The sequence below is a fragment of the Synergistota bacterium genome (genome assembly GCA_021159885.1).
Classification (GTDB): domain Bacteria; phylum Synergistota; class GBS-1; order GBS-1; family GBS-1; genus AUK310.
In genome coordinates, this window is sequence record JAGHDO010000068.1 from 1 (window position 1) to 26,961 (window position 26,961).

Genomic DNA, 26,961 nt, shown 5'->3' on the forward strand with positions numbered 1-26,961 from the left:
GCTCATAGGATAGCCGTTAAGTTTGCTTTTTAAGTAAGCCCTTTTATTCTGAACTCCAGACATATTCAGAAGAGCGTTAACCACCTTGTCGCCGTTTGAAAGATTACCCAAGGTGAAGGTTATAACCGAGATTTCGGGACCAGTAAGGAGAAAACCACTCTTGCACTTTTCATAAAGCTTGGCTATAACGGGGCATCTTGACTTTATTATCATAAATTCCTTATCCTCTTCCAGAATGAACTCTCTTTTTACGGCTTCTTCTTCACCCGGGAAAGTTCCTCCAAAAGAGATTCTAAACGCTTGAAGAAGCTCATAAGCGGATTTAAAAGCTTCTTCGGAAACAGCTTCCATGTCCATTAGGAAGGAGAGCTGATCTTCATATGGAGAACCATCAAGATCAACGAAGAGGCTTCTTGATCCTGTCCTTCTATGAATTCCAAGCGGAAGCTTTATAAGATTACCAAGCCCTCCGCTTTTAACGAAAGCCTGTTTGGGAAAGAGCTCCACCAAGATCTCCCCGGGAAAGGGCTTTATGGATTCCAGAAGGGCTAAACCGAATTCTCTTACCCTTCTGGCTGAAATGGGCTTTTTAAAAAGAACCCAGACATGATATCCCTTAAAGCCGGAATGCTCAAGATACGGTTTTAAACCGGTTTCCTCAAGCTTAGAATATATCTTTCCCGCAGATGAGAGAAGGATTTCATTTAATCTTCTTCTCGCTGACTCATGGGCGAGATATGATGAAAGCTCTCCCTTGGAAACATCGAGATCGAACGCGAGAAAGCAAACCGTGTTATCCTCCCTGAGCTGATATACCCCGAGGGTATAGTTCCCCAGAATATGATTTCTGACGAGGTTCAACGTTAAGGGCTCCCTCACCGGGGTAAAACCGACTTCTCCCCGAGGAGTAACCCACTGACGCGCGTGTATTCCCTCTCTTCCCCTAAAAAGGGAAAGAAACTTCGCGAGATGAACTTCTGAGGGAACGAGAAGGTTCTCATCGGCGGGAAGCTCTTGTCTTTCTCTGAGACTATTGAGAATATTTCTGAAAACTCCGTCTTTCGTTTCCTCAAACGCTTTCCTACATAATTCCTCAAGAGCCTCATCATTGTTTTGAATTTCGTAAATCCGAGCCAATAGCAAGTATATGCTTTTAGTATGATGGGAAGAACCCAGAAGCTTTTTAAGAAGCTTTTCAGCCCTTTCGAGCTCTCTCTTATCTATATAAAGCTCAATGAGACACTCTAAGGCATCTATGTTATCCCTATCGTCCCTAACCGCGAGAGATAACTCCGTTTCAGCCATGCTATCAAGCCCAAGTGCTTTAAAGAACCTTGAAAGCCTCAAAGTGAAGATCGCTATCTTTAATATCCGGAATTGGAAACGCTCCCTCCATGATAGAAATTGCCTTCTCTATCTCACCGCTGGATATTAATCTCCCCGCTTCTTCAAGAATCTCCCTTAATCCCTCTTGCATCTTTCATCACCACCTTTCCGAAACCAAAGGTAGTGTTTCTACCAACATGGAGATCCTTCATAGCATCAAGATACGAAAGAAGAAAGGAAGGAACGGGAGCGTAAACCGCTTCTCCAAGGATCCCTTCCAGGCGCATGGGCTTACTCCGGCGATGAGAAAATCGACGATATGATTTTTTGACAAACCTCCCTTCTTTTAGCATTACATTCTCGAGTTCCTCAAGGATTCCCTTAAAGGGATATATGCCATCTCCGCCACAGTGAAAGTAGTCCAGAAGAACTATCCTGCGGAAAAAGTTTCTCAAGAGCGCGGAGAAAGAGGGCTCTTCTTGAAATCTTTCGTTGAAAATCAGCCTTAGCGGGGTCTCAAATGAAAGAGAAACGGAAAAGAAAGATCTTCCCTCCATTATCTCAAAGGAAAGCATCTTAGGAGAGGAAACGGGAATTTCTATCTCTTCTCCCTTAAAAAGGTCATTCCCTTCGTGGAAAATCGATTGAAGCCTAAAATTCATCTTTTTCAGGACCTTAAGGAAGGTATAAGCGAAATGAGGGAGATAATCGTTAGCTTTACCTATGAGGGTGAGATCTATCCTAAGGCTATCACCCTTCTTAAGACGAATTTCCTTAAAAGGTAGGGATATCACGAAAGGGCGTGGAGCGGAGTTATACTTCCTCATTATCCTGGTACCCGGTGGAGGGCGTGTCTCAAAAACATAAAAATAAGGGCAGGAAAATCTAAGCATGCAGGTGGAGCAATCGGAAGCTTTTCGCAAACATACGAGCTTTCTAAAAGTTGCTCCAAACTTCCCCCTAATTAGATTGGCACCAAACTCCGGGAGCTTTATTTCACTCTCAGCGATGCAAACGATAGCGTAATTTCTCCAGTAAAGCATCTACCTTTTCCTCCAGATCTTCAAGGGTGCCATCATTTTTTATAACATGGTCAGCGAGGCGCTCTTTCTGCTCAAGAGGCATCTGTTTACTTAGCCTCCTTTTAATTTCCTCTTTGCTCCATCCTTTCTTCTCCTTTAGCCTTTTGATTACTTTATCTAAAGGTGCGGAAACGACCACTATAACATCCACATCATACGCGCCTTTTGATTCAAGAAGCAGGGGAATTTCAACGACAAGATCTTCTCCCTTCTCACGAGCCTTAGCAATCTCCGCGTTTATTACCCGCCGAATGAGAGGATGAAGAATGGAATTTAATTTACGGAGTCTCTCCTCATCCGAGAAGACTATCCCTGCAAGCTTTTTCCTATCTACTTCTCCATTTGGGGTGAAAACGATTTCACCAAATATATCCCTTATTCTGCTTTTTACGAAATTCTCCTCAAGCAGAGAGTGAGCAATATCATCAGCGCTGATAACTTTAAGCCCCCGCTTTTTAAGAATCCTTGCAACCTCGCTTTTACCGCACCCTAACCCACCGGTTAAGCCTATTATCAAATCAATCCTCCAGAAAAATCCTGTGAACGGGATCTATTTCCTGAACAAACATCGAGAGAGGATTTGAAAGCGAGGAGCCATATATTCTTCTGAAGCATGCTGAAGTCATATAAAGCCTTTCCTTAGCCCTGGTCATACCGACATAGCAGAGCCTTCTTTCCTCCTCAAGCTCCTGAGGATCGTTTAAGCTTCTATAAAGCGGGAATAGTCCCTGCTCCATCCCCACCATAAAAACCACTAGAAATTCAAGCCCCTTGGAAGCGTGAAGGGTAAGCATGTTAACCGCATCCCTTTCCTCCTTTCGGAGATCTTGATCGGTGTAAAGCGAGATTCTATCCAGAAATGCCTCAAGCGTTAGATTCTCTTCCTCTTCTTCCATGCGGATTATAACGGTCGAAAGCTCCTCAAGGTTTTTAAGCCTGTCCTCCCACTCCCTTCCAAGCGAGTATAGCATGTCAAGATACCCGCTTTTTTCAAGAACGAGAGAGAAAAGCTCTCGCAGGGGAATCTGATTGACCTTTTCTCTAAGAGAGTCTATCAATAAGGAAAACGACAAAAGCGCTTTCTTGATTCTCGCCTGCCCTTCAAATTTCTTCAAGCCCTCCCATATGGTTAAACCTTCGCTTAAAATAAGCTCCTTAAGGGCTTCAATCGTTTTTTTCCCTATACCTCGAGGTGGCGTTAAAAGAGCCCTTTCAAGGCTGAAAATATCATAAGGCATAACGAGAATTCTCAGATAAGCGAGAATATCTTTTATCTCCTTTCTCTCGTAAAAGTGAAGTCCCCTAACTATTCTGTAGGGAATGCCACTTCTTAGGAAAAGCTCTTCATAGAAGCGAGATTGGGCGTTCGCCCTGTAAAGTAGCGCGATATCTTTAAATGAGTACCCCTCTCCTCTCAACGATAATATCTCCTCCACGATGAAGTTACCCTCGTCGAGATCAGAATTTCCCCTGTAGACTACAACCGGTCTGCCTCTTCCCTTATCCGTCCACAGCTTTTTCTGATACCTGTTAACGTTATTGGATATAACGCTATTTGCTGCCTCAAGTATCGACATAGTTGAGCGATAATTACGCTCAAGAGAGATTATCCTGGCATCCGGGAAGTCGGTCTTAAAGTTAAGGATAATGCCCGGATCCGCTCCTCGCCAGCTGTATATGGACTGATCAGGATCTCCAACGGCGGTTATCCTTCTACTTGAAGATGAAAGCTTCTTGGCCAGCAGAAATTGCGGCTTGTTTATATCCTGATATTCGTCAACAAGGATATACCTGAACCTGTTTGAGTACTTTTCCAGCAACCCATCGCTTGAAAGAAGCCTTAATGGCTCAAGAAGCAGATCATCGAAATCGAGAAGTTGAAGGGACTTTTTCCTCCTTTCGTATTCCACATATATATCCAGGAGCACACGCTCTTTCGGCGTACAGGGAGCGAAAAGCTCAGGAGGAATCATCCTATTCTTAAGCAGGCTTATCCTCCAAGCACAGTAAGATGAGGTAACTCCTTCCACTCTCGGTGATATTTCCTTCACTATCTCCTTAAGAAGCTTTTCTCTGTCATCCTCATCAATAACCGCCTCCTTAAACCCCTCCATCCTGAGAAGCCTTAAACCAAACGAATGGAAGGTGGAAACGATAAGTCCCCTTAAGTCATCGCTGAGAAGAACTTTAACCCTTTCTTTCATTTCAGAAGCGGCTTTATTGGTGAACGTCACCGCAAGAATCTCGTGAGGGCTCGCCAGCTTCGCTTTAATAAGGTAAGCTATCTTATAAGTAACAACCCTTGTTTTTCCGCTACCCGCTCCTGCGAGAACGAGGAGCGGTCCTTCATTATATAAGACTGCTTCTTTCTGTTTATCATTTAAGTCTTTAAGAAAGTCCATAAACCTCCGGTGCCCTGTCCTTAAAGACAGGGATCCTTTCTCTGACCTCCTTTACCTTATCTATGTTAATCTCCGCAAATACTATAGCCTCAAGCTCGCTACCGCCAGCGATTATTTCCCCCCATGGGTCGATGACGAGTGAATTTCCAGCAAATTCTATCTTTCCTTCCTGTCCATATCTATTCGCAGCAACTATATAAAGTTGATTCTCTATGGCTCTTGCCTGAAGAAGAGTTTTCCAATGAGATAGACGAGAAAGAGGCCATTGAGCGGGCACAAATATTATCTGCGCTCCCTTAAGCGCAAGCGCCCGTGCGAGCTCCGGAAAGCGTATATCGTAGCAAATCATAAGGCCACATCTTATCCCCTCAAGATCAAATAGACCAAGCTCTTTTCCCCTCTCGAAGGCTTTATCTTCATTCATAAGGCCAAAAAGATGTACCTTTCTATAGATTCCAAGGAGCTTTCCCTCTCTGCTGAAGACCAAAGAAGCGTTATATATCTTCCCTTTTTCGTTTAACGCAATGCTTCCAGCCACGATGTTAACCTGAAATCGGAGAGCCATATCCATTATAAACTTAATGGTTTTAGGCCCCTCAAGAACCGAAAGCTCCTTAATATTTTTCAAATCGTAGCTTATATCCCACATCTCTGGTAATACGACGACATCAGGCCTTTTAAACTTCACCTTTTCGAGTAAAACTCTCACCTTCGACCGATTATACTCCGGGTCCCCAAGCTTCACATCGATCTGGAAGACCGCAACCTTGAGCAATCCAACCATCCCCCTTTCCTAAGGAAGCTACAAAGATTATATCACAATGGATTTTCGAAAATCCTTCACTCACATGGACAATCACCAACTCTGCATGTATAATTATATTATGCGAGTTTTAAGTAAGATGGGAATCAAAACGCGTATCCTTATCCTTATAACGATTATCTTTATAGCTTTATTTATTTTAGGATGGATAAACATCAGGATTATCGAGAAGGTAGGGAAAAGCGAGAGTCTTTTCTCGAAGGAAACTCTCATACTAAGATATTTTGAGAATCTTAAAGAAGCAATTGAAGCCCTCCAGGGAGACCTGATCTCTTTCGAAACGGAAAACCTTCCCTCCATGATTTTGAAAAGGGATATAGCGAGTCTGGAATCCTCCCTTAAGATCCTAAGAGAGCTCAGTGGAACCGATAGGGAGCTTGAGAGAGCGACCTCGATGCTTCTTAACTCTATCGAAACCTTAACCGAATTCCCCGCAAAGGGATTTCTGAACTTTTGCTTGAGCTTAACGAGCGACACGTTGAAAATCCTCAATGAAAGAATAAAGGACAAGGAGGGAACCATAGCTCGGATAAGAGTAGAATTTAAGAAAACGCTTAAGAAGGCTCATAGAGATTCCATTGTAATATTCGTCCTCGCTCTGATAATCACAATCATATCATCTATCATGGCAATTAATGGTATCAAAAGCTGTATGAACACCCTGATCGGATATCTAACCGGGATAACAAGGCAGATAGGTGCAAACAGATTCCCCGTCAAGCCCCCACCTGTTAAGAAGGAAAGCCCTGAGATAAAGGGGATAATAAAGTTCATCGAGAGGCTTGTCAGCGAGCTGAATCAAAGCGTTGAGAGGCTTAAAGAACTGAGCAAAGCAAAAACTGCATTTCTTGCGATAGTCTCACACGAGCTTAGAACACCCTTAACACCGATAATCGGCTTCTCCGAGCTACTGCTTCGAGAAGATATATCAGAGGAGATCAAGGAAAGTCTCAGAATAATAGCATCTGAAGCCCGAAAGCTTTCAAAAATGATAGAGCGAATGCTCTCTTACTCACGCCTTGACTCAGAGCCTGAAATGAGAGAGATAAGCTTAAAAAGCTTGCTTGCTGATGAGGCGGGAACGATAAAGGAGCTGGCTGAGAGGAAGAAATTACGGTTCATTCTGAAGCTTCCGAAGGAAGATATCATCGTAAAAACCGATCCAAGTAGGTTAGCTCTGGCGCTTAGAGAGATATTAAATAATGCTCTGAAGTTCACGAAGGAAGGGTATATAAAGCTCAGCTTGAAAGTCGCGGATGAAAGCGCTATCATAGCCATCGAGGATACCGGTATAGGTATAGAGAAAGACAAAGAGAAAGTTATCTTCGAGCTCTTCACTCAGAGTGAGAATTTCTTGAGAAGACAGCATGAAGGAATAGGCATAGGGCTTCCCTTAGCCTTAAGGGCGATAAAAAGCATAGGGGGAAATATCTATTTTAAGAGCACTCCTGGAAAGGGAAGTAGATTTTTCATAGAAATTCCCCTGAAAGGAGGAGAAGGCCTTGACAAAGATCGCCCGAAAAATGCAGGCGATAGAACCTTCGGCAACGCTTCAGATAACGGCTGAGGCGGGGAGATTAAGGAGAGAGGGCAAAAACGTGATAAGCTTGGCGGCAGGTGAACCTGATTTTCCAACACCGAGAAATATAAAAGATGAAGCAATAAAAGCTATAGAGGAGGATTTTACTCACTATACACCCGCAAGCGGGATTCCCGAACTTAAGGAAGCTATAGCTGAGAAGTTTAAGAAAGATTGGGGGATAGAATATAAGCCAAGTGAGGTTATCGTATCCGTGGGAGCTAAACAGGTAATCTTTAATGCAATCTATGCCCTGTGCGATCAGGGAGATGAGATCATCGTTATAGCACCCGCATGGGTAAGCTATGTTGAACAGATAAAGCTTGCCGGTGGAAAACCGGTGATAGTCAACGCCAGCGAGGAAGACGATTTCGTTCCAAATCCGGAAGAAATAGAGAGAAAGATAAGCAATAGAACCAAAGCCATAATCATAAACACGCCTAATAATCCAACCGGTGCGGTTTACCCTAAGGATGTGCTATTATCCATTGCAAAGATGGCAATATCCCGAGATATATTTATAATAAGCGATGAGATATACGAAAAGCTATCCTACGGGGAGAAAAGCGAATCACTCGCTCATCTTTTTCCCGAGGCGAAGGAAAAAATGCTTATAGTTAATGGAGTATCTAAAGCATATGCTATGACCGGATGGAGGATAGGATGGGGGCTGGGTCCCCAAGATCTCATAAGGGCAATGGGAATCGTTCAAGGACATATGACATCAAATCCCTGCTCTATCGCACAAAGAGCAGCGTTGGAGGCGGTAAGAGGTCCACAAGACGAGGTAAAGGAAATGGTAAAGGAATTTGAAAAAAGAAGAGAGCTCCTCTTCTCATCGCTCAGAGGAGCTCCATATATAAGGCTAAGAAAACCAAAGGGGGCCTTTTACCTGTTTGTAAACATAAAGGAGACGATAGGTAAAAAGCTTAAGGGAGAAGCGATAAATGACGATGCAGATTTCTGCAAGAAGCTTCTGTCCGAAAAGCTCGTAGCAGTAGTTCCTGGTAAGGCCTTTCTTTCACCGGGATATATACGCATATCTTATGCTGCCTCCAGAAAGGAGCTTGAGGAAGCATCTTGTAGAATAAAGGAGTTTCTCGAAAGCTTAGACTAATCCAGAAAGTCCTTAAGCTTCTTGCTTCTTGTAGGGTGCCTGAGCTTTCTTAACGCTTTAGCCTCTATCTGCCTTATTCTCTCGCGTGTAACGCCGAAGCGCCTGCCTACCTCCTCAAGAGTGCACGGTTTGCCATCCTCAAGCCCAAAGCGGAGCTTAAGGACCTCTCTTTCCCGCTTGGAAAGGCTGTTTAGCACTGACTCAAGCTGTTCTTTAAGTAGCTGACACGTTGCAGCTTCCGCGGGAGCAGGTATTACTTTGTCCTCTATAAAATCACCAAGGTGACTATCTTCTTCCTCACCTATCGGGGTCTCCAAAGATATAGGTTCCTGCGATATCTTAAGAACCTCTTCCACCCTCTCAACGGGCATATCCATAGCCTTAGCTATCTCCTCAGTGGTAGGTTCTCTACCAAGCTCCTGCACGAGCTGTCTTGAAACCCTCATAAGCCTGTTTATGGTTTCGACCATATGAACGGGAATTCTTATGGTTCTGGCTTGATCAGCTATAGCTCTCGTTATAGCTTGCCTTATCCACCAGGTAGCATAGGTGCTGAACTTGTATCCCTTTCTATAATCAAACTTTTCAACCGCCCTTATGAGCCCCAGATTTCCCTCTTGTATCAGATCGAGAAAGAGCATACCCCTACCTATGTACTTCTTGGCTATGCTAACAACAAGTCTGAGATTGGATTCTATAAGCTTCCTCTTAGCTTCCATATCTCCCTGCTCCATTCTCTTTGCGAGCTCTACCTCCTCCTCCGCCGTTAGAAGAGGAATTTTTCCTATCTCCTTAAGATACATCCTTACCGGATCATCAAGCGCTATTTCCTCGCCAAGGTCTATATCTATAGACTCTCCCTCAGCTCCTTTCTTATCACGTGATCCGATTAGCTTCTCGTATGTTTCCGGCGAATCCACCACATCTATACCCATCTCCATAAGGTTCAAGTAAAGCTCATCAAGCTCGTTTGGAGTGATGGTCTCTTTCCCCAGGACCTTGTCTATTTCATCATAGGTAACATATCCTTTATCCTTTCCCTCTTTAAGAAGCGTCTTTACCCTCTCCATCTTCTCCCTAACCACCTCTTCCTGCATCCGCACACCACCCTCCTCCATGAAACTGCTTGAGAAGTCTCAGATACTCTTCATACAGGGTCCCGGGTAGCGAGCCCTCACGCCTCAATCTCTCCTCAAGCTCTTCTAACCTCTTCTTAAGTTTCCGGGATACGAGCTTCTCCAGAAGAGCTTCAAAGTAAAGCTCTATCTTTTCCTCCGTGCAGGGAGGCTCCCTCAAAGCCATCCCTGCGACTATCCCGGCAAGTTCCTCATCTTCTTGAGACTCTCCCATTATTTCACTTTCGCTGAAACCATCTAAAATCCTTCTCAATATCCATCTCATTTTTTCATCTTCTAATAGATCAATTCCTCCACACGCGAGGAGCTTATCCGAAAGCTTTGGGTATTTAAGAAGCGTCAGGATAAGCTCCTCCTCAGCCCTTTGAAAGGCATCTTTCTTGCGCAAGGAAGTAGAAGCTATCGCAGAGCTTCGCGGTCCTCTTTTCAAACCCGAGCGAAGAGATCTCAATATCACTCTCTCAGGAACGCCAAGTCTACGAGAGACCTCCGGCACTACAAGAGCCCTATCAGACTCCGAAAGCTCCAATAAGAATTCCACCGCTTTTTTAAGAGCAGCTCTTTTGCTCTCCATATCAGATGGGTCATAGTCGCGAAATATGATCTCCATTCTAAATTCCCAGAAGCTTCGCGCCTCACCAAGAAGCCTTTCAAACCCCTCCTTTCCATATTTTGAAACAAAATCATCGGGATCGCTTCCACGAGGGAGTTCAACAACGCTCACCTTAAGCCCCTTATTCACAAGAAGAGAAAGCCCTCTCAAGGTAGCAGATTCCCCCGCTGAATCAGCATCATACGCTATAAAGACATGTGAGACATATCGAGCTATTAAATTAGCCTGCCTTTCCGTCAGAGATGTTCCCAAGGAAGCGACCGTGAATCTTACCCCTTCCTGAAAAAGCTTTATCATGTCCATATATCCCTCAACCAGAATCAACCTATCTTCAGACTTGGCATATTTTAAGGCCTTATCTATCCCAAAGAGAAGCTTTTTCTTACTGAAAACGGGAGTTTCAGGGGAGTTAAGATACTTTGGTTCCTCCCCAGTCAAGCTTCTTCCACCAAAGCCGAGAATCCTTCCCCGCTCATCCAATATAGGAAATATCACTCTTCCTCTGAACCTATCATAATATTTTCCATCAAGAGAGGAAGAGATAAGGCCCGCTCTTGCAAGCTCCTCAGGATATATCCCCTTATTAATCATGAAATTCACAAGGGCGTCTCGCGACGATGGTGCGTATCCCATTCTGAAGGCTTTTATAGTAGAAAGAGTTATACCTCTCCTTTTGAGATAGGAGAGCGCCTCGCTTCCCTCCTCACCCCATAAACTTGACTCGAAAAAGGAAAGAGCAAGCTCGTTGAGCTTATATATTCTTTCTCTCTCTCTCGCCTCACGGGTCAGCGTAGCGGGATCCATCTCTTTCAGCGATATTCCTGCCCTCTCGGCGAGTCTTAAAACCGCATCATAGAAGGATACTTTTTCTATTTTCATGATAAAGCCAATAACGTCTCCACCAGCACCGCATCCAAAGCAGTGAAAGATCTGTTTATCGGGACTAACTATAAAGGATGGCGTCTTCTCACTGTGAAAGGGACACAATGCCTTATAGTTCTTCCCCGCTCGCTTCAAGGGTATATATTCAGATATAACCTCAACTATATCGTTCCTTCTTCTAACTTCTTCAACAAAACCCGGTGGGAACCTCAATCATTCCCTCTCCTCCTTAAGATCAAACGGGGGCTCCCTTTCATGGAAGGAGCCCCCGTTTGATCTACAGTTTAAACAAAGAACCTACAGAGCTTTTAGCTAAAGAGCGAAGCAAATACAAGCGAGATTATAGACATAAGCTTAATGAGAATGTTAAGCGATGGTCCCGCAGTATCTTTAAACGGATCTCCAACGGTATCACCTACTACTGCAGCAGCGTGAGTAGGAGTTCCTTTACCACCGAAGTGTCCTTCCTCAATATATTTCTTAGCGTTATCCCATGCTCCACCAGCATTTGCCATAAATATAGCAAGAAGAACGCCGGTTATTATAGCTCCGGCAAGAAGCCCTCCAAGCGCGGCCTTACCGAGCAAGAATCCCACAACAAGTGGAGATAGAATCGCAAGTAAACCAGGAACAACCATTTGTTTCAGCGCACCAGCTGTACTTATATCTATACATCTATTGTAATCCGGCTTAGCTTTACCTTCGAGCAAGCCAGGGATCTCCCTAAACTGGCGACGAACCTCCTCAACCATAGCATACGCTGCCTTTCCAACCGCCTCAAGGGCAAAGGAAGAAAACAGGAAAGGCAACATACCACCTATAAACGCTCCCGCTATGACCTTGGGAGAAATGAGAGATATAACCTTAAGATGAACCGCGGTGCTATAAGCGGAGAAAAGAGCAAGCGCTGTTAATGCAGCAGATCCTATCGCAAGCCCCTTACCTATAGCGGCGGTCGTGTTGCCAACCGCATCTAATCTATCCGTGATCTTTCTAACCTCAGGTGGAAGCCCCGCCATCTCAGCTATGCCTCCGGCGTTATCAGCTATAGGACCGTAGGCATCAACCGAGAGGGTCATTCCTGTCAAGGAAAGCATTCCAACCGCTGCTATCGCTATACCATACAATCCACCAAGAACATAAGAAACAATTATAGAGGCAACCAGAACGAGAACGGGTAAAGCCGTGCTCTTCATTCCAACCGCTATCCCCATGAGTATATCCGTGGCAGCTCCCGTTTGAGCAGATTCGGCTATTTTCTTAACAGGAGAGTAAAGCGAAGAAGTGTAATACTCCGTTATCAAACCTATTATAACGCCAGCTATATCACCCGCAACGACTGCCCAGAAAAGACCAAGATTATTGAAAAGGAACTTTGTAACGAACAGGCTCGCCACTATTATGAGCCCACCCGTTATATACGTTCCTCTTCTTAAAGCGAGCTGAGGATCCTCATCTTTTCTGACCCTGACAAAGTAACTTCCTATAATTGCAGAAAGTATTCCTATAGACGCTAAAAGAAGAGGATAAGCAACTCCTTTAACGCCATAAACCACAGCCCCTATTACCATTGCAGCTATTATAGAATTAACGTACGACTCAAAGAGGTCCGCTCCCATACCCGCTATGTCCCCAACATTATCCCCAACATTATCAGCTATCACCGCTGGATTTCTTGGATCGTCTTCGGGTATTCCCGCCTCAACCTTACCAACGAGATCCGCACCGACATCGGCAGCCTTAGTATATATTCCTCCACCGACACGAGCAAAGAGAGCTATGGAGCTTGCTCCAAAACCAAATCCATTTATTACGTTTGGATCTCCAAATATCGAATACAAAACGGCAACTCCCAGAATACCAAGCCCCACAACAGACATGCCCATAACCGTTCCACCCAGAAAGGCCACCCTTAAAGCTGGAGCAACTCCTTGCCTCGCCGCATGAGCGGTCTTACCATTGGTTCTGGTGGCTATATTCATACCAACAAATCCCGCCATAGCCGAACAAAACGCACCTGAAACGAAAGCTATCGCAGTATTCACGCTCACTTTCCACGACAAAACGGCAGCAACAATTATGACAAATGGAATCAGAACCTTATACTCTCTAAAGAGAAAAGTCATAGCTCCACCATGAATGATCTCCGAAATCTCCCGAACCTTCTCTGGTCCTGGGTCCGCACTTCCAACCCTTTTAGCCGCGTAGGTCGCGAAAGCGAGCGCTAAAAGGCCAACAACGATTGAGAATACCAGGACACCCATGTTTCCAAAGCACCTCCTCTTAAATGTTATACCATGCTTCGCTTCTCCAAGGATGAGGCAGGAGAAGTTCATTAAAAAGCTGTAAGGCATATCTATCGGTCATTCCAGCTATGTAATCTATAACTACCCTTCTAAGCTCCTCAGAGCCTATTCTCCTCTTAAAGCTCTCTGGCAAGGTATTGGGATGCTTCACAAAAAAGTTATATAATCCCTTGAGCATATATCGTACTCTTGGTCTTTCTTTTCGGGCTATTTCTCCCATGTAAACCCTATCATAAAGAAAGCGTCTAAGCTCCTCCATAGCTTCAAGCATGTCTTTGCTCAAGGATATCTCAGGTTTTTCAAAGCTCTGCTCAACGCAATCCTTAACCATTTTATCTATTCTATCTCCATGAGTTTTCCCGAGAAAATCGATCGCGTCCTTCGGAAGCTCCACATTAGAGATTAGCCCCGCCCTTATAGCATCATCAAGGTCATGATTTAAATATGCTATACAGTCTGAAATTCTAACTACCATTCCCTCAAGCGTCAAGGGCGGATCGGACGAAAATCCTTTCCTGAAGTCAACTTGCCCCTTGGAATGCTTCAAAATACCATCCCTTACCTCAACAGTCAAATTCAAGCCCTGTCCATCTCTTTCAAGTTTATCAACCACCCTAAGGCTTTGTTCAGCATGTCTGAAGCCCTCTAATCCCTCGTCTCTTGATATCTCATCGAGAGCTTCTTCTCCCATATGCCCAAAAGGTGTATGACCTAAATCATGCCCAAGCGCTATAGCCTCCGTTAAATCCTCATTTAGTCTGAGCGCCCGCGAAATGGTTCTTGCGATTTGAGCAACTTCCAAGGTATGAGTCAATCTCGTTCTATAGTGGTCTCCCTGAGGAGAAAGAAGCACTTGCGTCTTATACTTTAACCTTCTGAAGGACTTTGAGTGAACAATTCTATCTCTGTCTCTCTGGAAAGGTGTACGAAGATCACACTCTTTTTCGGGGCATAGCCTGCCCCTCGTTCTACTCGAGGGGCAGGCATATCTCGATAGGATCCTCTCTTCTATCCTCTGGGTTATCTCCCTTATTATCATTCCTGCTTTACTTTAGCTTGAGCTGCAGAGAGACGCGCAACCGGAACCCTGTAGGGAGAACAGCTGACATAATCTAAACCTATCTCATGACAGAACTCTATAGAGGAAGGTTCTCCTCCGTGCTCCCCACATATCCCAAGCTTTATATTAGGCCTCGCTTTCTTGCCTTTCTCTACAGCTATTCTCATGAGAGCACCTACGCCATTCCTATCCAGAACCTCGAAAGGATTATGCGTGAGAATCTTCTTGCTCAGATATTCGGGAAGAAACTTAGCTTCTATGTCATCCCTTGAGAAGCCAAAGGTTGTTTGAGTTAAGTCATTAGTCCCAAAGGAGAAAAACTCAGCGTGTTTTGCTATTTCATCAGCAGTTATAGCCGCTCTGGGCAACTCTATCATCGTTCCAACGCGATATTCAACTTTAACACCAGCCTCAGAAAAAACCTCTTCAGCAACCTTAATAACCATCTCCCTTAAAATTTCCATCTCCTTCCAGTGGCTCACTATAGGAAGCATAACATCAGGGATCACCTTATATCCTTCCTTAGTCAGTCTCGCTGCAGCTCTAAATATTGCCCTAACCTGCATTTCGTAAATCTCAGGGTAAACAATTCCCAAGCGGCACCCTCTAAAGCCAAGCATAGGATTCGCTTCCTGAAGAAGCCTTACCCTCCGTAAAAGCTCTCGCTTTTCCTCAATAGCTTTCTTATTTGCCTCAGGGTTCCTATTAAGCTCTATAAGCTCCTCGAGTATTTCTCTCTCTTTGGGGAGAAATTCATGGAGAGGAGGATCAAGAAGTCTTATGGTAACGGGATATCCCTCCATAGCCTTGAGTATCCCATAGAAGTCTTCCTCCTGCATGGGCAGTAATTCCTTGAGAGCTTCTTCCCTTTCTTCCTTGGAAACCGCCATTATCATCCTTCTAACCACTGGAAGCCTGTCTTCTGCCATGAACATATGTTCGGTACGACATAAGCCTATTCCTTTCGCCCCGAACTCTCTCGCTCTACGCGCATCCTCAGGGGTATCTGCATTAGCCCATACCTCAAGACGCGCTATCTCATCCGCCCATGAGAGAAGCTCTCTAAACTCACCGCTTAAGGAAGGCTCTATCATAGGAACTTCCCCAAGTATGACGATTCCCCTACCCCCATCTATAGTTATAACATCTCCCTTTTTGACTACGATATCTCCAACGGTAAATAACTCCTTCTCAAGATCTATGCTTATATCCTCACAACCCGCAACGCACGGTTTCCCCATTCCTCTGGCAACAACGGCAGCGTGACTCGTCATGCCTCCCCTGCTCGTTAAAACCCCCTCCGCAGCAAAAAGCCCATGTATATCGTCAGGGGTGGTTTCAGGTCTCACAAGTATCACTTTTTCCCCTTTGCTCCCAAGCTCGCTCGCTTCATCAGGATCAAAAACAACTTTACCGCAAGCCGCACCGGGAGACGCAGGAAGCCCCTTCGCTATGACCTCGTACTTAGCTTCAGGATCTATCTGCCTGTGCAACAGCGTTTCAACCTGCTTCGGCGAGATCCTCATAACAGCAGTTTCCTTATCAATTATTCCTTCCTTAACCATATCAACCGCGATCTTTACCGCAGCTTGAGCGGTTCTCTTAGCAGTTCTCGTTTGAAGGAGGTAAAGCTTACCCTTCTCAACAGTGAATTCTATATCCTGAACGTCCCTATAGTGCCTCTCAAGTCGCTCACAAACGCTCTTAAGCTCCTCGTAAACATTAGGAAGAACCTCCGCCATCTTATCTATAGGTAGAGGTGTTCTTATACCCGCAACGACATCCTCTCCCTGCGCATTTATAAGAAACTCCCCGTATATCTTCTTCTCGCCTGTTGAGGGATTTCTTGTAAACGCGACACCGGTCCCAGAATCATCTCCCATGTTGCCAAAAACCATGGTTTGAACATTTACCGCGGTTCCCATCTCATCGGAAATGCCATGAATCTTTCTGTAGACCTTGGCTCTCTCGTTATTCCAAGATTCAAAAACCGCAGCTATAGCCATAAACAGCTGTTCCCACACATCTTGAGGAAAGTCTCTACCTTTCTCTTTCCTTATAAGCACCTTATAATCTTCTATAACAGCTTTCCACGTATCGGCATCGACCTCATTATCGTACTTAAACCCCTTCTTCCTCTTCCATCTATCTATGATCTCCTCAAATCTATCGTGAGGGATTCCCATCACTACATTTCCAAACATCTGGATAAGCCTGCGATAGCTATCATAGGCGAATCTCTCGTCATTCGTTTGCAAAGCAAGCCCCTTAACCGTTTCATCATTTAAGCCGAGGTTCAGGATGGTATCCATCATCCCAGGCATAGATATAGGAGCACCTGATCTGACCGAGACTAAAAGAGGATTCCGGGAGTCTCCAAATTTTCTTAAGGTCTTTTCTTCCAGTATCTTCATCTTATCTTCTACATCCGCTTTTATTTCATCTATTATCTTTCTTCCTCTCCTCAGATACTCTCTGCAAACAACGGTAGTTATGGTAAAGCCCGGTGGAACAGGCAAGCCTGCTCTCGTCATCTCAGCAAGCCCAGCGCCTTTACCTCCAAGCAGTTCCCTCATTTGAGCACTGCCTTCCTCAAACAGATATATCAGCTTTTCTCTCATCAAGCAGTCCCCTCCTTTCGAGGTAAGATATTACCTCTTGGGCAGTTTCCTCTATAGCCTTGCTCGTCACATCTATTATGGGAACGCCAAGCTGTTTCATAACCTCCTCAGCATACTGTAGCTCTTCCATAACTCTCTCAAGCTTAACATAATTAACCTCGCTTCCAAGCCCCATAAGTTTAAGCCTTTCTTGCCTGACCTGTACGAGCTTTCCCGGTTCAACCGTTAAGCCTACTATTCTTCCTCTATCCATCTCGAAAAGCCCCTTGGGAGGGTCAACTTCGGGCACAAGCGGTACATTGGCCGCAAATATACCCCTATATGCGAGATACATAGAAACGGGCGTCTTCGATACCCTTGAGACTCCTATTAAAACAACATCTGCCTTCTTCAACCCTGGAAGATATTTACCATCGTCACACTTAACTGCAAATTCTATAGCTCTTATTCTTCTAAAGTAAGCCTCGTCCATCCTTCTAAGCAAACCAGGTTTCTCAGTGGGTTTTCTACCTGATGTCCTTTCCAGAGCCGATATTATGGGACCAAGAATATCAACGCTTAACAATCCTTTCTCATTCGATCTTTTCCTCATATACTCTCTAAGCTTCGAAGATGCAAAGGTATAAATTATTAACGGCGCTCCCTCCTTGACTGCCGTATCAAGAACTTCATCAACGTGCTCTTCCTTAACTATGTGAGGGAATCTCTCAATTTCATAGTTAAGGCCATGAAATTGAGAGAGAGCAGCTTTGCAAACGAGATCAGCAGTCTCACCAGTAGAGTCCGAAACGACAAAAATCCTCATGGCTCTATCAACCCGCCAGCAGGGAAATAGTTCCTATTCTCTCAACATGGTCTCTTATCATTTTAAGAAGCCTAAGTCTATTTAGCTTAAGATCTTCCTCAGGAGCCATAACAAGCACGTTATCAAAGAAAGAGTTTATAGCATCTGTCAGAACGAAAAGCGCTCTCATAAAGCTCTCATATTCCCCTTTAAGAAAAAGAAGCTCTGTTTCTTCCCTCAAATCAGAGAAAGAACGATATAGCTTCCACTCCGCCTCCTCCTTAAGAAGCTCTTCCCTGATCTCCCCCTCAATTTCTATTCCCTTAAGTATATTTACAACCCTAACGAATGCAGAAGCAAAGCTCCTAAAGTCCTCATCCCCAAGAAGCTTCTCTAAAACGGTAGCTCTCCTGAGCAGATCAAGAGGTCTCGACCAGTCGGGAGCCATAACCGCCTCAACAACCTTATGAGAAAATTTTCTCTCACGAAGCTGATTTCTCAACCGCGCTTTAAAGAACTCTATTACCTCGCTTCTAACAGAAGCAGGTGCCTTAAGCAGTTCTGTGCTCCTTGAAATAATCTCCTCAAGAGATAGATTAAGCTCCCTTTCCCATATTATCTCGTTTACGGCACGAGCTTGCCTCCGCAGAGCATACGGATCTTGCGATCCACTCGGAGATAAACCAGCCATGAAGCAGGAAACTATGTTATCAATCTTATCTGCAATTCCAACTATTATCCCCGTCCATGTCCTTGGGAGCTCGTCACCGGAGAAGCGAGGGAGATAGTGTTCGTATATGCCAAGAGCTACCTCCTCGCTCTCGCCGGATCTAAGGGCATATTCTCTTCCCATCACGCCCTGAAGCTCCGGAAACTCACTGACCATATCAGTTACGAGATCCGCCTTAGCAAGATAAGCGGTTCTTGAAACCAGCTCTGATGATATTGGAGAGCCAAGCTTGAGATTTATATCGAGAGAAAGGGCCCTTATCCTTTCCATCTTCTCATACATGGTTCCAATCTTTTCAAGAAAGATAACACCTTTAAGGAGAGGAACTCTCTCCTCAAGGGTATGTTCAAGATCCTTCTTAAAGTAGAAGTCAGCATCCTCAAACCTGGCTTCAAGAACTCTCTCATATCCCTCAACTATTTCATCCATGAGAGAAGCTCTATTATTACTTATCGCGATAAAATAGGGTAGAAGCTTTCCATCACTCTCATATACGGGAAAGTATTTTTGATTTACCTTCATGACCATGACAAGAACTTCGCCTGGGAGCTTCAGAAACTCTTTTCTAAAACTTCCTTTCACCGGCACGGGATACTCCGTTAAGAAGACATTTTCCTCGAGAAGCTCCTCGTCAAGAAGCTCCCTACCTCCAACCTCTCTCTGAAACCTTTTGACTCCTTCCTTAATTATCCTTCTCCTGTCAGCAGGATCAAATATAACAAACTGCTTCTTAAGCTCACTGAAAAATTCCTCAACGTTCCCAACCTCAATCTCTAAAGCTCCCATGAACCTATGTCCCCTTGTCTTTCTTCCACTCTTCAATCCCTCAAGGTCAAATTCAACCACCTCATCACCATAGAGAGCAAGAAGCCAACGTATAGGTCTAAGAAAGCGAATATTTCCCTTCCATCTCATCGATCTCGGAAGGGGAAGAGAAAAAATAAGATCGGGCAAGAGTTTCTTTAAGACATCAATTGTCGGTCTCCCCCGATGCCTTTTAATCGCAAAAACATACTCTCCTTGCTCCGTTTCCTTAACCACGAGCTCCTCAACGCGAACGCCCCTGCTTCTTGCAAAACCAATGGCAGCTTGTGTAGGATGCCCCTGCGCATCAAAGGCAACCCTTCTTGGAGGACCCCTGATCTCCTCAACCAGATCTTCTTGGATCTCGGAAAGTCCCTTCACGAAAAGTATCAACCTTCTCGGCGTTCCAAAAGTCTTAATTTCTTCAAACCCCAAACGCTCTTTTTTCAACGAAGATGTTGCGTTTTCCTCAAGAGCCATAAGAAGAACCGGAACACTGCTTGCGGGCAGTTCCTCAGTTCCTATCTCAAAAACCAGATCTCTGCTCATGAAAGAACGACCTCCTTAGAACTTATTAAGCAATGGGAAGCCCATCTCTTCCCTCTGCTTTATGTATGCTAAAGCACACTTCCTCGCCAGATTCCTGACTCTGGAGATGTAGTGGGTTCTCTCCGCGACGCTTATAGCTCCCCTCGCATCGAGAAGATTAAACGTATGAGAGCACTTTAAAACATAATCATAGGATGGGAGAACAAGCCCCTTATCGACGAGCCTGGCTGCTTCCCTTTCATACATTTCAAAGAGCCTCTTGAGCATGTCCACATCGGCTTCATCAAAGTTATATATGGAATACTCAACTTCGCCTCTATGGTGAACATCCCCATATGTTATGGATCCCACCCATTTAAGATCAAAAACTGACTTGACTTTCTGAACAAACATCGCTATTCTCTCGATACCATAGGTAAGCTCAACGGGAATAGGATCCAGATCAATTCCTCCCACTTGTTGAAAATAAGTAAACTGTGTTATCTCCATCCCATCAAGCCATACCTCCCATCCCAATCCCCAAGCCCCTATAGTAGGAGCCTCCCAATCATCCTCAACGAATCTTATATCATGTTCCTTAGGATCTATACCAAGTGCTTCAAGGCTTCTTAAATATAGTTCCTGGATATCATCTGGAGCAGGCTTTAATATGACCTGGTATTGATAATAATGCTGAAGCCTATTCGGATTCTCCCCATATCGTCCATCGGTGGGACGACGGGACGGCTCTACATACGCTACTCTCCAGGGCTCTGGCCCCAGCGACCTTAAGGTAGTCGCTGGATTCATCGTTCCAGCTCCAACCTCTATATCATACGGCTGTTGAATAATACAACCCTGCTCCGCCCAGAACCTCTCAAGCCTGAATATCACTTCTTGAAAATTCAAGTTCAACACCTCCTGAAACTTTTTCAAAAACTGCTCTTAGATAATTAAAAACTTCGTTCAAAGCACGAGGACTAAAATTCACCTTCTTAAAGAAGGAAAGAGGTTTTTCCTGAAAAGCTCTTATCAGAGCTATAGATTCTCCCCCAAGGTTAAAGCTTCCACTCTTTAAAGAGCAACTTTCACAAAGTGGGCCACTTGAAGAATCCTTAAGATAAGCAGCATCTTTAAGAGCTCTTCCGCAGTTGGAGCATACCTTAAACTCAGGAAGAAAACCCAGAAGATATAGAGCTTTTGCCAACGCTACAATTCTGAGAAGCTCTGGATCGCCTCCTTTTTCAAGCTCCCTAAAAAAAGAAAATGTTGTATCGAACAACTTGGCCTCGGGAACCCCATAGGGAAGAATCTCATTCAGGAAAAATAGATAGGAAAGAGCGCTTGAAAGCCTGTTTGATGAGGACCTTATCCCCAAGAAAGAATTAGCAACGCTAAACTCCTTAACATAATACTTACCTGAAGTGGAAAGGTAGAGCATCAAGGTTCCGTAATTAAGTGGCTCCATAGTTCCTCCAAACCTGTTAGGTATCCTTCTGGCACCAGGAGCTATAGCAAGTAGCTTACCCATCTCACGCGTGAAAAAGATCACCAGCTTATCGAGCTTCGCCTTCCACCTGATCATAAGAATAGATTCCAGTTTAAAGAAGCGTTTCCTGCTCACCCCTCCCACCCCAGAACGCGTAGGAAAACAAATGCAAGAGAAAAATATATAAGCAAGCCAGTTATATCGTTCATAGTGGTAATAAAAGGACCCGAAGCCAGCGCAGGGTCCACCCCAAGCTTATCAAATATCAGAGGAATGAGAGCTCCAACACCAGCAGCAACGGCTATAGCAATAATCATAGATATAGCTACGACGACACCGACCATATAATCATGATGAAGGGAAATTCCAACGCCTCCAACGACTAATCCGCTTATGGCTCCCATTATAGCGCCTACTTTTACCTCCCTTAAGAGAAGCTTCTTGAGCTTCTCAGTATTAACCTCGCCCGTCGCTATGCCCCTTATCACGATGGCAGCAGCCTGAGTGCCAGCATTTCCCCCAAGCGCCATTATCATAGGAATGAACCAAGCTAAGGAAACCACCACTTTTATAATAGCATCAAACGATCTTATAACGTTAGCAGATATAGATTCCCCCACGAGGCTCACCATAAGCCAAGGAAGTCTAAGCTTTACTATTTTCAATGACGATGTTTCAGCTCCTTCGTCAAGGCTACCAACCATTTTATATATATCCTCTGCCGCCTCTTCTTCTATAACATCTATGATGTCATCGAATGTCACTATCCCAACGAGTCTCCCCGCTCTATCCACCACCGGAACCGCAAGGAGATCATACTTGGACACCACACGCGCCACTTCCTCCTGATCCGTGTCAAGATTCACCTTTATAACGTTTGGATTCATTATCTCCGAAAGACGAAGATCTGGCGGAGAAGTCAAAAGATCCCTCAATGACAAAACTCCACTGAGCTTTCCATCTTCATCCACAACGTAGATATAATATATGGTCTCAACCTCAGAAGCCTTTTTCCTAAGCTCGTCCATAGCCTCCCTAACGGTCATATCCCTATGGAAAGCTATAAACTCAGTGGTCATTATTCCACCAGCGCTTTCCTCAGGATAGTAAAGAAGTTCCCTTACTTCCTCTGCATCTTCTCTCTCCAGAAGCTTAAAAAGCTCGTCTCCTTTTTCACCAAGATCGGCAAGTATATCCGTAACATCATCATAAGGCATCTCAGAAAGAGCACTCTTCAGCTTATCCTCGGGTAGAATATCTATAAGCTCCCTTAACAAGTCGAGCCTATCCATCTTATAAAGCTCCGCCATAACAAGAGCAAGCTGTTCCCCTTTAAGGAGCTCTATTATCTTACGACTTCTCTCCAGCCCAAGCTCCCCTATGAGGGTAGCTATATCTGCTGGATGAAGCGAATAGAGAAATCTGTCAAGCTCCTCTCTTGACGCTATATCCTCTCTATTCAGAAGATTTTCAGCCTTAGCCCTGATAGCCTGAAAATCCAAGTCTCTTAACATCTGTTTCCGATCTCCTCCAGTCTTCCCTAACCTTTACCCACAGCTCAAGGTAAACTTTCTTGCCCAAGATATGCTCTATCTCCTCTCTTGCCATTTTCCCTATCTTCTTAAGCATGCTTCCTCTTCTACCGATGATTATCTTTCTGTGAGAAATCCTCTCAACATATATGATAGCTTTTATATAAACGAGGTTCTTCCCTTCTCTTTCCTGCATATCCTCAATGACAACGGCAGTGGAATACGGTATTTCCTGGTGAAGCTCATAAAAGAGCTTCTCCCTTATAATTTCAGATACTAAGAAGCGTAAGGGCTGATCACTTATCATATCGTCTGGATAAAGTAGCTCTCCTTCCGGAAGAACCTCAAATATCTTTTCTAAAAGTACATCGAGATTAGTCCCCTTTACGGCTGATATAGGTATGACCTCCCTAAAATATACCTTGTCCTGATAGAGCTCGACCGCTCTCCAAAAGCCCTCTTTATATTCGAGCAAATCTACCTTATTAACGAGCAGGAACTTAGGCGTATCCACCTTTCTAAGAACAGATATAATTATCTCATCTTCCTGAGATAGCTCTTCGTCAAGCGCCTCAGCGAGATAGAGTATAAGATCGACCTCCTTCAGAGCATCGACAGCTATCTTAACCATTTCTTCGCCAAGCAAGTGTTTGGGCTTATGAATGCCAGGAGTGTCAACAAATATTATTTGCCCCTCGGGACGCGTAAGGATACCTCTTATCTGCGTCCTCGTAGTTTGAGGCTTGGGAGAAACGATAGCGACCTTCTTACCTAAAAGCGTATTCATCAATGTAGATTTCCCCACGTTAGGCCTGCCAACTAAAGCGACGAACCCAACTCTCTTCCGCCCACTCATCTTTCCAGCTTAAAAGCGAGAGGAAGCAGCTCCTCAAGCTTTCTCTCAACGAAATCTCCGCTAACGTTGCCCATCACAACGAGCATATCGCTTGAGAACTCACGCAAAACCTGCCTACACGCCCCACAAGGAGGTACGAACTCCGAAACGTCTCCCACCACAGCTATAGCTTTGAAGCTCCTATACCCTTCCGAAACCGCTTTAAAAAGCGCTACTCTCTCCGCGCAGATCGTCAATCCATATGAGGAGTTTTCGACATTACATCCTGAAAACACCTTACCCTCGCGAGTAAGTATCGCAGCCCCAACCTTAAACCGAGAATAAGGAGCATATGCAAAATCTCTGGCTCTTATGGCGCACTCAATTAGCTTTTTCCTCTCAATCTCTGTAAGCAACGAGCCTCACCCTCTTTTTCTTTTTAACTTCAAGCTTTATATCGAAGAGCTTCAAGCTCTGCTCTATCAGTTTAAGAGCCGAAGCTAAAACATCCGAATTCCCCACCGCCTTTATTACTACTGGATCAACGGCTATAGGTCTGTGATTAACAAGTATAACGGGACCTACACATCTAATAGAGGAGTTGACTATCAATCTCTCTCCTCCTATTTGAATTCCGACAGCTCCAGCGGCAAAAAGCTCATTAACTATATCCCTGAGATCACTATCATGTATTATATATGACTCTCCCTCTTCCTTTCTCGCATCGTATACCTTAATTATCACTCCTTCTCCCTCAAGGGGAGCAAATCCTGCAAGACTCTCGAGAGCCTCGAGACGGGCTTTTAAGCTGAGCGCCTCGGTGCGTAGCTTCCTTAATCTGGTTTCGAGCAGATCCATAGTGAGAACGCTCACTTTACCATTATCTATCTCTATTCTTATCTCGGAAGATAATCCCTGAAGAATTGGATTTTCTTTGATTGCGGAAATTGTCTTCGATGTGAGAACTCCCTCGGCATCAAATACAGTTATTTTTCCATCACGTGATCTCTTTATCACGATTTCGGCTCTGTCTCTAAAGTCCCTTACACCGGGATCTAATGATATTATCCTCAAGACTTCCTTTTCTTGTCTCCTTCGGCTTTCCTTTACTATAGTTTCATGAAGAAAGCGTCCATAATAAAGTATAGCGCTCATAGTTTCCTGCGCAGTGGGAGCAGACTCTGTCTCAAATCTGAATTCCGCAAGCGCGTTTCTCACCAAGGGCGCCTTAGAAACACCAAGCTGATTCGCGAGAAGCTCGTAGTATTCAAGAAGAATAACAGCCATTCCCTTGGCTTTTTTCAGCTCTGCTGCTTCCCCACCAAGCTCATAAAGCCCCAAATTCCTTGCCAAGAAAACCGTATTAAGAACCACCAGAGCTAATATCAGCCAGAGGAGCAGCCTTTCCCTTCTCGCTGGGCTTCCAAACATGCTCCTCATCACCCCATATTTCTGTAGCGAGAACCCCACCAGATATAACGAGTTTAAGCCCCTGCTCAATCGTTATCGGCAGGGGAATTACCTCACTTGGTGGAACGAGAACCATGACTCCCGAAGTTGGATTAGGAGTCGTGGGAATGAAAACTATAAGAAGCTCTTCCCCTTTAGGAGTTATCCTTCCTCCCCGCTTATTAGTAACAAAACCTATGCAGTACATTCCTCTCCGCGGATATTCAAGGAGAACGACCTCTCTGAAGGATCTGTCTCCTTTAACGAGAAGAACTTCCATTATCTGTTTTATAGTCATGTAAACTCCCCTTACAAGGGGGATCTTTGCCAAAAGCCTTTCGTATATTGAAACGAGCTTCTTACCTATGTAATTCGCAGTAAGCATACCGATCAAGATTGTCATAAGTATAAGAAACCCCAGAAAGAGAAAGCTCAATCCCGGAATTCTATAACCAGTAAGCCTATAGACTATTCCTCCGAGGTTGGCATCGACCCATAAAAATATCTTGTAGAAAACATATATAGTAATTATCGCAGGTATAACAAGAATCAAACCCGTTAGGAAATAGTGTCTAAGCTTTCTCAAGACTCTTCTCCTCCCTTGAGACCAGAACCTTTTTTATCCTGTTCTTTCTCACCTCAAGCACCCTGAGCCGGAGTCCCTCAAACTCAGCCTCCTCCCCGACCCTGGGTATCCGTCCAAACAACGAGTATATAAGACCCGCAACGGTATCGTAGTCACGCTCATCGAGATCGATATCCATCTCTACCAGATCTAAGAGGTCTTCCATGTTAAGCTTACCATCAACTATAAACGTGTTTTCATCCACTTTTTCTATTGTGGGTAGTTCTTTATCATACTCGTCTTCGATTTCCCCTACTATCTCCTCAAGTATATCCTCCATGGTCACAAGTCCCGCTGTACCGCCATATTCATCTATAACAATAGCTATATGTATCTTCTTCTCCCTAAGTTCCTCGAAAAGCTCCTTAACGAGCTTGGTTTCGGGAACAAAATAAGGAGGTCTCACGAAGCTTCCTACCTTTTCCTCCCATCTTCCCTCTGCCATTACCGGAATCAAATCTTTGGCGTAAAGCACGCCGATTATATTGTCTACCGTGGACTCATACACCGGAATACGAGAATGCCCATGCTCCTCAATAACCTTAACGGCATCTTTAACCGTTGAGGAAGCATCCAGGCAAACCATATCAAGCCTGGGAACCATTATCTCCCTAACGATCTTATCCTCGAGCTCTATCACTCCCTTTATTATCTTCTTTTCCGATTCCTCAAGCTCCACCTCCCCACCTTTCTGAGAAATCAGCATCTCGAGCTCCTCGCGCGTGAGAAGCGGATAAAGGAAGCTCTTCTCATCATTCCTCGCAAGCAAGTTGGCAAGCTTAGAAAGGGTTACGGCGAATGGGTAAGCCACTATAGAAAGCACATACATAAGGTAAATGATTTTCTTTGCGAGTCCCTCAGCGTATCTTAAAGCCAATCCCTTTGGCGTTATTTCCCCAAAAACGAGTATGAGAAAAGTCATAATGCCAATTGCTATACTTACCCCAGAGCTCGGGAAAAGCCTTAACGAAAGGGAAGTGGCTAAAGCCGAAGCAGCTATGTTAGCGAGATTATTTCCTATAAGAATCGTGACAAGAAACCTCTGCGGATCCTCCAAAAGAAGCTTCCACGCCTTAGCTTTGGAAGGGTCCTTTTCGATCAAACTTAATATCTTTACTCTGCCTAAGGAGATCAAAGCGGTCTCCGAGGCTGAAAAAAGAGCAGATAATAAAAGAAAAAGGGCTAAGAAAAAAACCTCTGTACTAGGGAAATCCATCTTTCAGCCCTTCCTTCTCATT

At 44.5% G+C, this 26,961-nt stretch carries 23 protein-coding genes; 2 read left to right on the forward strand and 21 right to left on the reverse strand.

The window, feature by feature from the left end; translation table 11 throughout:
• From J7M13_06535 to J7M13_06560, 6 genes are all read right to left on the reverse strand, one after another.
• On the reverse strand, positions 1-1,305 hold a 1,305-nt coding region (locus J7M13_06535), incomplete at its 3' end, for a hypothetical protein (GenBank protein ID MCD6363638.1).
• Between the two features lie 19 nt (positions 1,306-1,324).
• The gene (locus J7M13_06540; protein MCD6363639.1) at positions 1,325-1,477 is read right to left on the reverse strand and encodes a hypothetical protein; all 153 of its coding nucleotides are present in this window, start codon (positions 1,475-1,477) and stop codon (positions 1,325-1,327) included.
• Positions 1,449-2,369 (reverse strand): CRISPR system precrRNA processing endoribonuclease RAMP protein Cas6, encoded by a 921-nt coding sequence (gene cas6, locus J7M13_06545; GenBank protein MCD6363640.1) that lies wholly within the window; start codon positions 2,367-2,369, stop codon positions 1,449-1,451. The genes J7M13_06540 and cas6 overlap by 29 nt, the downstream gene beginning before the upstream one ends.
• Positions 2,329-2,925: a dephospho-CoA kinase gene (locus J7M13_06550; GenBank protein ID MCD6363641.1), complete on the reverse strand. Its 597-nt coding sequence runs from the start codon at positions 2,923-2,925 to the stop codon at positions 2,329-2,331. The genes cas6 and J7M13_06550 overlap by 41 nt, the downstream gene beginning before the upstream one ends.
• Position 2,926: 1 nt before the next feature.
• Positions 2,927-4,810, reverse strand: a complete 1,884-nt coding sequence (locus tag J7M13_06555; GenBank protein MCD6363642.1) for a UvrD-helicase domain-containing protein — start codon at positions 4,808-4,810, stop codon at positions 2,927-2,929.
• Complete coding sequence (locus tag J7M13_06560; GenBank protein MCD6363643.1) at positions 4,797-5,594, reverse strand: carbon-nitrogen family hydrolase; 798 nt, start codon at positions 5,592-5,594, stop codon at positions 4,797-4,799. The genes J7M13_06555 and J7M13_06560 overlap by 14 nt, the downstream gene beginning before the upstream one ends.
• Positions 5,595-5,712: 118 nt before the next feature.
• On the opposite strand from J7M13_06560, the gene J7M13_06565 reads away from it, so the two are divergent.
• Entirely contained in the window at positions 5,713-7,200 is a 1,488-nt protein-coding gene (locus tag J7M13_06565; GenBank protein ID MCD6363644.1) for a HAMP domain-containing histidine kinase, read from the forward strand.
• Positions 7,157-8,329 carry a pyridoxal phosphate-dependent aminotransferase gene (locus J7M13_06570; GenBank protein MCD6363645.1) on the forward strand — a complete coding sequence of 391 codons (1,173 nt, stop codon included), beginning with the start codon at positions 7,157-7,159 and terminating at the stop codon, positions 8,327-8,329. Before J7M13_06565 ends, J7M13_06570 begins: the two co-directional genes overlap by 44 nt.
• Here J7M13_06570 and rpoD read toward each other — a convergent pair.
• The 15 genes from rpoD to J7M13_06645 all read right to left on the reverse strand — a co-directional run bounded on the left by rpoD (position 8,326) and on the right by J7M13_06645 (position 26,939).
• On the reverse strand, positions 8,326-9,426 hold the full coding sequence (gene rpoD, locus J7M13_06575; GenBank protein MCD6363646.1) for an RNA polymerase sigma factor RpoD: 1,101 nt from the start codon (positions 9,424-9,426) through the stop codon (positions 8,326-8,328). The genes J7M13_06570 and rpoD overlap by 4 nt on opposite strands.
• Positions 9,407-11,173, reverse strand: a complete 1,767-nt coding sequence (locus J7M13_06580) for a DNA primase (GenBank protein MCD6363647.1) — start codon at positions 11,171-11,173, stop codon at positions 9,407-9,409. The genes rpoD and J7M13_06580 overlap by 20 nt, the downstream gene beginning before the upstream one ends.
• Before the next feature lie 95 nt (positions 11,174-11,268).
• Positions 11,269-13,224 (reverse strand): sodium-translocating pyrophosphatase, encoded by a 1,956-nt coding sequence (locus tag J7M13_06585; protein MCD6363648.1) that lies wholly within the window; start codon positions 13,222-13,224, stop codon positions 11,269-11,271.
• A gap of 19 nt (positions 13,225-13,243) precedes the next feature.
• Entirely contained in the window at positions 13,244-14,305 is a 1,062-nt protein-coding gene (locus J7M13_06590; protein MCD6363649.1) for a deoxyguanosinetriphosphate triphosphohydrolase, read from the reverse strand.
• Positions 14,302-16,947, reverse strand: a complete 2,646-nt coding sequence (locus J7M13_06595; protein MCD6363650.1) for a pyruvate, phosphate dikinase — start codon at positions 16,945-16,947, stop codon at positions 14,302-14,304. The genes J7M13_06590 and J7M13_06595 overlap by 4 nt, the downstream gene beginning before the upstream one ends.
• A complete protein-coding gene (locus J7M13_06600; GenBank protein MCD6363651.1) occupies positions 16,919-17,752 on the reverse strand; it encodes a kinase/pyrophosphorylase in 834 nt (277 codons plus the stop codon). Before J7M13_06600 ends, J7M13_06595 begins: the two co-directional genes overlap by 29 nt.
• Positions 17,753-17,759: 7 nt before the next feature.
• Positions 17,760-19,814, reverse strand: coding sequence for a glycine--tRNA ligase subunit beta (locus J7M13_06605; protein MCD6363652.1), 2,055 nt, complete (start codon positions 19,812-19,814; stop codon positions 17,760-17,762).
• A gap of 15 nt (positions 19,815-19,829) precedes the next feature.
• Positions 19,830-20,702 carry a glycine--tRNA ligase subunit alpha gene (gene glyQ, locus J7M13_06610; GenBank protein MCD6363653.1) on the reverse strand — a complete coding sequence of 291 codons (873 nt, stop codon included), beginning with the start codon at positions 20,700-20,702 and terminating at the stop codon, positions 19,830-19,832.
• Positions 20,671-21,417 carry a DNA repair protein RecO gene (recO, locus tag J7M13_06615; GenBank protein MCD6363654.1) on the reverse strand — a complete coding sequence of 249 codons (747 nt, stop codon included), beginning with the start codon at positions 21,415-21,417 and terminating at the stop codon, positions 20,671-20,673. The genes glyQ and recO overlap by 32 nt, the downstream gene beginning before the upstream one ends.
• The gene (gene mgtE, locus J7M13_06620; protein ID MCD6363655.1) at positions 21,414-22,796 is read right to left on the reverse strand and encodes a magnesium transporter; all 1,383 of its coding nucleotides are present in this window, start codon (positions 22,794-22,796) and stop codon (positions 21,414-21,416) included. Before mgtE ends, recO begins: the two co-directional genes overlap by 4 nt.
• Positions 22,759-23,670 carry a GTPase Era gene (era, locus tag J7M13_06625; GenBank protein MCD6363656.1) on the reverse strand — a complete coding sequence of 304 codons (912 nt, stop codon included), beginning with the start codon at positions 23,668-23,670 and terminating at the stop codon, positions 22,759-22,761. Before era ends, mgtE begins: the two co-directional genes overlap by 38 nt.
• On the reverse strand, positions 23,667-24,053 hold the full coding sequence (locus J7M13_06630; GenBank protein MCD6363657.1) for a cytidine deaminase: 387 nt from the start codon (positions 24,051-24,053) through the stop codon (positions 23,667-23,669). The genes era and J7M13_06630 overlap by 4 nt, the downstream gene beginning before the upstream one ends.
• The gene (locus J7M13_06635; protein ID MCD6363658.1) at positions 24,049-25,080 is read right to left on the reverse strand and encodes a DUF881 domain-containing protein; all 1,032 of its coding nucleotides are present in this window, start codon (positions 25,078-25,080) and stop codon (positions 24,049-24,051) included. Before J7M13_06635 ends, J7M13_06630 begins: the two co-directional genes overlap by 5 nt.
• Positions 25,013-25,684 (reverse strand): DUF502 domain-containing protein, encoded by a 672-nt coding sequence (locus J7M13_06640; GenBank protein ID MCD6363659.1) that lies wholly within the window; start codon positions 25,682-25,684, stop codon positions 25,013-25,015. The genes J7M13_06635 and J7M13_06640 overlap by 68 nt, the downstream gene beginning before the upstream one ends.
• Complete coding sequence (locus tag J7M13_06645; GenBank protein ID MCD6363660.1) at positions 25,671-26,939, reverse strand: HlyC/CorC family transporter; 1,269 nt, start codon at positions 26,937-26,939, stop codon at positions 25,671-25,673. The genes J7M13_06640 and J7M13_06645 overlap by 14 nt, the downstream gene beginning before the upstream one ends.
• Between the last annotated feature and the right edge of the window lie 22 nt (positions 26,940-26,961).